Annotated in this window: 3 protein-coding genes; all 3 read right to left on the bottom strand. The window is 74.0% G+C overall.

Annotated elements, in window-relative coordinates:
• Positions 1-229: 229 nt before the first annotated feature.
• Positions 230-2,569 (bottom strand): HelD family protein, encoded by a 2,340-nt coding sequence (locus UWG_RS0116925; protein ID WP_016908403.1) that lies wholly within the window; start codon positions 2,567-2,569, stop codon positions 230-232.
• 93 nt (positions 2,570-2,662) lie between these two features.
• Positions 2,663-4,060: an acyltransferase family protein gene (locus UWG_RS0116920; RefSeq protein WP_016908402.1), complete on the bottom strand. Its 1,398-nt coding sequence runs from the start codon at positions 4,058-4,060 to the stop codon at positions 2,663-2,665.
• Positions 4,057-5,648: bifunctional polysaccharide deacetylase/glycosyltransferase family 2 protein (locus UWG_RS30305; protein ID WP_016908401.1), on the bottom strand; the 1,592-nt coding region annotated here is incomplete at its 5' end. The genes UWG_RS30305 and UWG_RS0116920, both read right to left, overlap by 4 nt.

Here is a 5,648-nt window from a genome sequence, read left to right as displayed (position 1 = left end):
GGGCACCGTCGCGCCGACGCGGAAAAGCCCGGCGCGGCGGCCGGGCGGGAAGAAGAAGAGTGACACCGACCCGCCAGCTCGCCTCGCGGCAAGTGGTCGCTCGTAGCGACAATGGTTGGGCCCGGGGGCATGGATCGGGCCGGTGCCACACTCAGGCTAACAAAGACCCCGGCACGGTGATTCCCCAGCGAGGCAACGGATTTGAGCCCCCCGGAACCGGCCCCCGAGCTCACTCCGTGAGCAGGTCGGGGACACCCTCGGTGTCCGGCAGGTCGCGCTCCGCGGCGAGGACCGTGATCCGCTGCGTCGCCCTGGTGAGCGCGACGTAGAGGATGCGGAGGCCCGCGGGGGACTCGTCCGCGATCTCGGCGGGCGAGGCGACGACCGTCGCGTCGTACTCCAGTCCCTTCGCCTCCAGGCTGCCGAGCGCGACGACCCGCTCCCCCAGCCCGTCGAGCCACCCCGCGGCCTCCTCCCGGCGGGACATCGGCACGACGACGCCGACGGTGCCGTCGACTTCGCCGAGGAGCCGCTGCGCCGCGGCGCGCACCGCCTCGCCCCAGTCGCCCGACGGCGCCTCGAACCGCGGCTCCGCGCCGGTGGCGCGGACGGCGCGGGGCGGCTCGCTGCCGGGCATCGCGAGCGTGAGGACGCGGTCGGCGACCGTCGCGATCTCGGCCGGGTTGCGGTAGTTGACCGTGAGCTCGAAGCGGTTCCGGTGGCGCTTGCCCAGTGCCTCGTCGCGCGCGGCTGCCGCCTCCTCGGTGTCGGACCAGGAGCTCTGCGCCGGGTCGCCGACGACCGTCCACGTCGCCCGGCGCCCGCGGCGGCCGACCATGCGCCACTGCATCGGCGTGAGGTCCTGGGCCTCGTCGACGATGACGTGCGCGTAGTCGCTGCGCTCCTCCGCCGCGCGCTCCGCCCGCTCGCGGCGCGGTGCCGTGCGGTCGGCGAACGTCGTCAGCTCCTCGAGCCCCGTGAGGTGTTCGAGGGGGTCGGCCTCGCGCTTCGCGGGGCGCGCCGGGGCTCCGAGGAGGGTGCGGAGTTCGTCGAGGAGGGCGATGTCGTGGGCCGAGAGCGCGTCGGGGCCGCCGGGCGGGAGCGCCCGCGCCAGCGACTCCGCGACGAGCGCCGACTCTTCGCGGGTGAGGACGCGGCGGGACCACCGGGCGAGGCGGTCGGCGTCGGCCATCGCCGCGAGGACGCCGCGCGGGGTCAGCTCGGGCCACCAGGCGTCGAGGAACTCCCCGAAGGAGTCCTCGAGTCGGACTTCCTCGTCGAAGCCCTGCCGCGCCTCGGCCGCCAGCTCCGGGTCGAGGTGCCTGCGCGGGCCGCCGGACGCCTCCCAGAGCGCGTCGAGGAGGAGCTTCCGGGCGCGGGGCCGCATCAGGTTGACGGGCGCCGTGCCGCCGAGGACCTGCCTGCGCACCTGCTGGAGCTCCTCGCCCGAGAGCTCGATCCGGCCGCCGGCCACGACGACGCGCAGCCGCTGCGGCACCTCGTCGAGGTCGAGGGCGCCGCGCGCCGCCTTGCGCAGCACCTTCGCCATCCGCGCCGAGCCCTTGACCCGCGCCACGGGCTGCGGGTCGTACGCGTCGGCCTCGGCGCCCTCGGCGAGTGAGCCCAGCGAGCGGATCGCCACCTGCCCCTCCTCGCCGAGCGAAGGGAGGACGCCCTCGGTGTAGGAGACGAGGAGCGGGGTGGGGCTGACGATCAGGATGCCGCCCGCGTACCGGCGGCGGTCCTGGTAGAGGAGGTAGGCGGCCCGGTGGAGCGCGACGGCCGTCTTGCCCGTCCCCGGGCCGCCCGCGACCTCGGTGACCGAGGCGGCGGGGGCGCGGATGACGGTGTCCTGCTCGGCCTGGATCGACGAGACGATGTCGCGCATCGTGTGGCTGCGCGCCCGGCCGAGCGCGGCCATCAGGGCGCCGTCCCCCGTGACGGCGAGCTCCTCGCCGTCGAGCGTGGCGCGCAGGCCGGGGCGGAGGAGGTCGTCCTCGACGCCGAGGACGCGGCGGCCCTTGCTGCGGATCACCCGGCGGCGGACGACGCGGCCGGGGGCGACGGGCGTCGCGCGGTAGAAGGGGGCGGCGGCCGGGGCCCGCCAGTCGATCACCAGCGGCGCGTAGTCGGCGTCGAGGACGCCGAGGCGGCCGATGTGGAGCGTCTCGGCGATCTCCGCCGTCTCCGTGCCGTCGGCGCCCGTGCGCACCGCGCCCTCGGCGGGCTCGACGGAGGTGTGGGCGCCGTCGGGGCCGCGGACGCCGTCCTTGCCCTCCAGGAGGTCGATGCGGCCGAAGAGGAAGTCCTCGAACTCGCTGTTGAGGCGGTTGAGATGGACGCCGGCGCGGAAGACCTGCGCGTCCCGTTCGGCGAGGGCTCCGGGGGTGCCGACCTGGGCGCGCTTCGCGGCGTCGTCCATGAGGAACTCGGCCTCGTCGATCTTCTCCTCGAGGCGGCGGTAGACCTCGTCGAGGTGGTGCTGCTCGCCGTGGATCTCCCGTGCCCTGAGGCTCTCGTGGTCCCGGAGTCCCTGCTGCTCGTGAACGCTGTCGTGCTGCGCTCCCACGCGCCGGCCCCTTTCTGCTGGCTGAGGCAGCCGTCAACCGTACGCGACACGAAGGCCGCAGCGCACGCGCACGCACGCGCGCCGCGCCGCCCCTCAGGAGCGGATCGGAAGGAGGCGGGGGCGGCGGCGCGCCGCGAGGTCCTCGATCCAGCCGAAGGCGAGGACGGCGAGGAGGATCAGCGGCCAGACGAAGACGAACATCCAGAACATGTACGTCGTCTCCAGCCCGTCGGAGAGCGTGGGCGAGTCGCCGATGAGCGGGATCTCCCAGGCGAGGTCGAGGAGGGGGACGACGGCAAGGAGCGCGGCCTCGTGCCAGAGGTAGAGCGTCATCGCCCGCGCGTTGGCGAGCGTGATCGCTCCGTCGAACCGCTGGAGCGGGCCCGGCAGCCGCTCCCAGGACGGGCTCACCTGGAGGAGCAGGGCGCAGAAGCCGAAGGACCACAGCGCCTGCGCGAGCGGGATGTCGTTGAGGTCCCAGCCGTCGGGGCCGAGGTGGCCCGAGGCCCACCAGAGGCCGGCGCCCATCAGCAGCGGCGCGACGGAGGGGACGACGTACCGCGGCAGGCGCGCGTGGAAGAAGCGGTCGTGGTGGGCGAAGCCGAGGACCCAGCAGGAGCCGTAGACCGCGAAGTCCGTGAGGGCCTCGCCGGTCTGCCCGGGGACCTCCACGAGTCCGGTGCCGACGACGGCGGTGAGGCCGAGCGGCGCGAGGAGCGTCGCCCAGGGCAGCCGCCGGAAGGCGCGCAGCAGCAGCGGGGAGAGGAGCACGAACCAGAGGTAGGCGCGCAGGTACCACAGCGGGCCCGCGGCCTCGACGGCCCAGGACTGCTCCAGCAGGCCGCCCTCGTCGCCGATCTCCCAGGGGAAGGAGGGGCTGCCGAGCGGGACCACCCAGCACGCCAACCGCAGCCAGAACCACGCCTGTTCACCGGTGTCGCCCTTGGGCGGGCGCCACCCCTGCACGTGGAGCGCGGTGAGGACGAAGACGCCGTAGAGCCAGAGCGGCAGCAGCAGCCGGCGCATCCTGCTGCGGAGCACCTGCGCGGCGGGGCGCTTCAGGGAGCGGGCCATCAGCGAGCCGGCGAGCGCGAACATGACGCCCATCGACGGGAAGATCAGCGTCAGCCACGCCCAGCCGAAAGTGTGGTAGACGACGACGCGGAGGAGCGCGAGGGTGCGGAGGAGGTCGAGGTAGCGGTCCCGGGTGCGCGGGGCTGCGGGTCGGGGGGTGTCGGGCTCGGGGGCGAACGTGGCTCGGACGTACGGCGGTTGGTGCGGCGCCACGCTTGCGTGGGGGTGCGTCCGGCCCAACGCTTCGGGTGCGTGCGGAGGTTGGGGCGCGGGGCCCGATGCGCCGCTGCCGGGCGGGGTGCCGGTCCGGGTGCCGCCGTAGGCGTGGCGACCGTAACCGCCGTACGTGTACGGCGCGTCGGGCTCGTGGCCGTACGACTGCCCGTGGAAAGGGGGACGTTCGGGGGGCGTGGTCACGCGCTTGCCTTCTCTCGGTGGTCCGCGGTCGGGGCCGCGTCGACGGCGCCGGTACGGCGGAGTTTCTGCCAGCGGAGCCGGCCGCCGGTGAGGGCGGTGATCCAGGACTGGAGGAGTACGACGTACATCAACTGCCGGTACAGCACCTGCTGGAGCGGGAGCGAGAGCAGGTGCGTCATCGGCTCGCGGTCGAGCCGGAAGGCGTACGCCGCGCAGACGCCCTGGACGGCGAGGACGCCGAACCAGGCGCCGACGGTCTTCCCCGTCGGGCCGAAGACGAGCCCGTAGAGGAGGAAGACGTCGATGAGCGGGGCGAGCAGCGGCGCGACGACCATGAAGAGCGAGACGAGCGGCAGGCCCACGCGCCCGAACCGCCCGGAGGCGCCCCGCTCGACGACGGCCCGCCGGTGCTTCCAGATCGCCTGCATGGTGCCGTAGCTCCAGCGGTACCGCTGCGACCACAACTGCTGTACGGACTCGGGCGCTTCGGTCCAGGCGCGGGCCCGCTCGGCGTAGACGACGCGCCAACCGTCCCTGTGGAGCGCCATGGTGACGTCGGTGTCCTCGGCGAGGGTGTCGTCGCTGAGGCCGCCGACGCGGGCGAGCGCGGAGCGGCGGAAGGCGCCCACGGCGCCGGGGATCGTCGGCATGCACCGGAGCAGGTCGTACATGCGGCGGTCGAGGTTGAAGCCCATCACGTACTCGATGTGCTGCCAGGCGCCGATGAGCCGGTTCCGGTTGCCGACCTTGGCGTTGCCCGCGACGGCGCCGACCTCCGGGTCGCCGAAGGGTTGGACGAGTTCGCGGACGGTGGAGGGCTCGAAGACGGTGTCCCCGTCCATCATCACGACGATGTCGCAGGAGGCGTGCCGCAGGCCGTTGTTGAGCGCCGCCGGCTTGCCCGCGTTGGCCTGCCGGACGACGCGCACCTGGGGCAGCCCGAGCGACTCGACGATCTCGGGGGTGCCGTCGCTCGACCCGTCGTCGACGACGAGCACCTCGATCGGGTGGTCGCTCTCCGCGAGCGATCTGACGGTGCTCTCGATGCACTCGCGCTCGTTGTACGCGGGCACGAGCACGGTGACGGGTTCGGTGACGGGCGGCCCCCAGCGGAAGCTCCGCTTCCGTACGCGCCTCGCGTGCGCCCCGGAGAGCAGCAGCATCAGCCCGAACCGTGCGAAGACGAGGGTGCCGACAACGGCGAGCGCGACGGTGAGTACCCCCATGGCGCGCTCCGAGACGGCGACGGCGAGCACGAACGCCTTCCCCTTGACGAGGTCGGGGCCGTTGACGCGGGTGTGGGCCGTCGGCGCGCCGAGCGCCTCGGTGAGGTTGGTGAACCGGTAGCCGTCGGCGGCCATTTCGGGGAGCATCCGGTCGAGCGCGCGGACCGTCTGGGAGCGGTCGCCGCCCGAGTCGTGCATCAGCGCGACGGCGCCCTTCTTCCCCTCGGGCCGCGCGCGCTCGACGATCGCGTCGACGCCAGGGCGCTTCCAGTCCTCCGTGTCGACATCGATGAACGCGGTGAGGTAGCCGCGCCCGGCGATGTGCTGCGTCACCGGCCAGGACGCGTTGTCGAGCGCGTCGG

Source organism: Streptomyces xiaopingdaonensis (genome assembly GCF_000262345.1).
Lineage (GTDB): Bacteria > Actinomycetota > Actinomycetes > Streptomycetales > Streptomycetaceae > Streptomyces > Streptomyces xiaopingdaonensis.
Note: the sequence above shows the minus strand (reverse complement) of the source record. Positions and strands in the feature narration are given on the sequence as shown.